This window comes from Streptomyces sp. NPDC005799 (assembly GCF_040630525.1).
Taxonomy (GTDB): domain Bacteria; phylum Actinomycetota; class Actinomycetes; order Streptomycetales; family Streptomycetaceae; genus Streptomyces; species Streptomyces griseorubiginosus_B.
The window spans coordinates 1-2721 of the sequence record NZ_JBEXXQ010000174.1; the positions used below are offsets into that span (position 1 = coordinate 1).

A 2721-nucleotide genomic window follows, 5' to 3' on the forward strand; every position below is an offset into this window, starting at 1 on the left:
GTCCGGGAAAGAGGACACGGGCCGACCATCAGCCCACTACACTCACCGAAACCGCCCCTGAACAGGGAAAACGTCAAAGTGCTGCTGGAGTATTAGGCATAGCGAATTACGCGGAACGCAGGTGCATCACGTACGCACTTTGCACTCACGCGGGATCCTCACCTATTTCTCCGTTGGATACGCCGTCACCGAGCCAGTCCGCCGCGCGATCCGAGCCCTGCCCGAGCAGGCCTGGCATCCCGCACTCGAACAGGACGGCACCCTGCGCGAGGGCGCGGAAGTCGCCGAGCTCGCCAGGCATGATCGACCTGGCCAACCATCCGGACGGCACCCGGATCATCGTCCGGCGCGAACGCCCGTACCCCGGTGCCCAGCTCTCCCGGTTCGACCTGGACGAGGGCATGCGCCACCAGGTCTTCCTCACCGACACCCCCTACGGCGAAGGCTTCGTGCAGCACCTGAAGGTCCGCCATCGTGCGCACGCCCGCGTCGAAGACACCATCCGCAACGGCAAGACCACCGGCTTCGGCCGCTTTCCCTCCCGCCACTTCCAGATCAACGCCGCCTGGGCTCGAACTGGCACTGACCGGCGCCGACCTGCTCGCCTGGACTCAAACACTTCTGCTGGAAGGCGAGTTGGCCACCGCCGAGCCGAAGAAGCTCCGCTAGCAGTCCCAGCCCACCCACGACCTTAACTCGCCGCCGTACTACGCGCTTTCATGCGTTGTGCGCAGCCGTCGCATGACCCAGAGTACATCACCAGCAGAGTCACGGTGTTGCACGAAGCGGGACGCCATCGGCAGATCTGTCATAACCGTCGGGCCTGTGACCTACGAGAGGACAGATGCCTCTAGCGGCGCACCTCCCTCGCGGCCGATCGTGAAATAGCTGCAGCTTGGGTTTGGGGAAGGTATCTGCGTCCGCGCACGACGGGATGCCTGTGCGGCTGTGGGTCGCATGCGGTCCGGGATCGTGTCCCTCCCGGGCCGCATGCTACGACTGGCATGTGCTCGCCCTGGACCTCAGGTAGCGCGCCTAGACTTCCGTCCGCCGCGCATCTGGCCCGTTGCTGCGGGCGGGAACCGCGGCCCCGGCTGGCGTTCCCCTAGTCGCCGACCGGGGCCGCATCTATGCCCAGTGGACCGCATGTGGGGGAGGGTCCGGCCCGCGCGTCTGAAGCCTTTTGCATGTGAAGTGGACACAATTGCCGGATTCTTTAACAAGAAAGAGGATATGAAATGAAAAGGGAGTTCGTTAAGATAGCTACAAGGGTAGCGATCGCGGCTGTAATTCCATTCTCCGCCCTGATGCTTCTAGCTTCAGGCGATGCAGTCGCGGGCACGCCGAAAGGGAGCCTAATGGTACACTCGGAAGTGCCCGAAGTGAAGTCTATCTACATATCTTTTGGTCCCGGAAGCGGCTGCTACAACCTGGATATGCGTCATCTATTTACTGCTACACATGTGCCAGGCAATTACAGTGGCCGCTTCAACGCCTTCAGTTACCCTGACTGTAGCAATTCGGGAAGTTTGTGGTCGGTAATAGCCGCGGGTGACACGAGCGGCTATGATAACTATTGGTTTACCATCAAGGAAGCCAACCTTATTCGTATGCGTTAAGGGGTGCCTGATTCAGGTAGTTGGTAGTTAAGGTGATTTACCTCCGTCGATGGAACACCTGCAACTGTTAGACGTCGTTAACTCTCGTGGTACGCTCAAATCAGTTCAGTCTTACACTTCACCTGCATCACGATAATTTCAATACCTTCCGAACGAGTGTAGGCAGGGAAATACATATGAACAGGTCAACTATTATCCAGAAGAGCAAGAAGGCGGGCACCGCCATCGCTCTTACTGCCACTGTCGCCCTGGGCGGCATCGCTTTCGCCGCCCCTGCCAATGCTGCTGAACTGGGACGGGTAGAGGAAAACACCGCGCCGACCAGCCTTTCGTGGCATGACGTATGGGCGAGTGCTTGGAGCCAAGCGTACAGTCATTGCAAGGCGAACTACCCGGAAACCAAGTCAGTCTCGATGGTTGACTATTTTCAACTGGACCATAATCCCAAGGTCCACAGCACCTGGAGTTGCCGGGACAACTGACCTCGTGGAAGATGGCATATGGTGGAGCAAGTTGCCACAGGGTCAGATTCTTCTGCTCGTTTTTAAAGGCTGTCCTGACGTCTGGTACCACCGGGGAACCGATGGGGGTCGCATATTCGCATCGGTCCATCTATTTGCTCTCCATGCAGGTCGATATGACCGAATCCATAGGCCTGACGGATGCGGATCTGTAGGTTATGATCGTGCCCCAATTTCATTGCAACTCATGGGGCCTGCCACACGCGGCTCGCGCCGGGGGGACGGGGGTGGCACCGTGCAGGTAGCGGGCGCGGACGCCGCGGTCGGCGAAGTGCCGCTCCAGGAGCGTGCCCATCTGCGTGTACTGGGTGAAGACCAGGGTGCCTTCGTCCTCGGCGACCACCGTGTCGAGGAGTTCGTCGAGGAGTTCCAGCTTTCCCGAGCGGCGCGGCAACTCTGCAGGGCGTGATCAAGTTCCGGCGAGGTTCGTGTTGTGAGTGATGCCCAGGATGGGCAGGGCTCGTTCGGGATTGTCGCGGATGGCGTGGGTGGTCTTGGCGATGTTGGTGGCGCCTGCGGCTTTGAGAGTGCCGATCGCGAGGTTGCGGAGGGTGGCCATGGCGCGTGGGGCGGTGCCGGTG

General features: G+C 60.2%; 2 protein-coding genes and 1 pseudogene. 2 read left to right on the forward strand and 1 reads right to left on the reverse strand.

The genetic code is table 11. The annotated features are described in order from the left end of the window. Positions 1-166: 166 nt before the first annotated feature. Together ABZ453_RS50915 and ABZ453_RS50920 are read left to right on the forward strand one after the other, a co-directional pair. Positions 167-666, forward strand: a pseudogene (locus ABZ453_RS50915) (transposase); the annotation flags it as partial. Between the two features lie 1129 nt (positions 667-1795). Continuing rightward, complete coding sequence (locus ABZ453_RS50920; RefSeq protein ID WP_359026858.1) at positions 1796-2101, forward strand: hypothetical protein; 306 nt, start codon at positions 1796-1798, stop codon at positions 2099-2101. Positions 2102-2315: 214 nt separating this feature from the next. On the opposite strand, the gene ABZ453_RS50925 is transcribed toward ABZ453_RS50920, so the two are convergent. Continuing rightward, positions 2316-2534 carry a hypothetical protein gene (locus tag ABZ453_RS50925; RefSeq protein ID WP_359026860.1) on the reverse strand — a complete coding sequence of 73 codons (219 nt, stop codon included), beginning with the start codon at positions 2532-2534 and terminating at the stop codon, positions 2316-2318. Positions 2535-2721 lie beyond the last annotated feature (187 nt).

Bases quoted from the DNA above. Each gene is read 5' to 3' on its own strand.
- ABZ453_RS50920 (WP_359026858.1), top strand. From the start codon at position 1,796: ATGAACAGGTCAACTATTATCCAGAAGAGCAAGAAGGCGGGCACCGCC.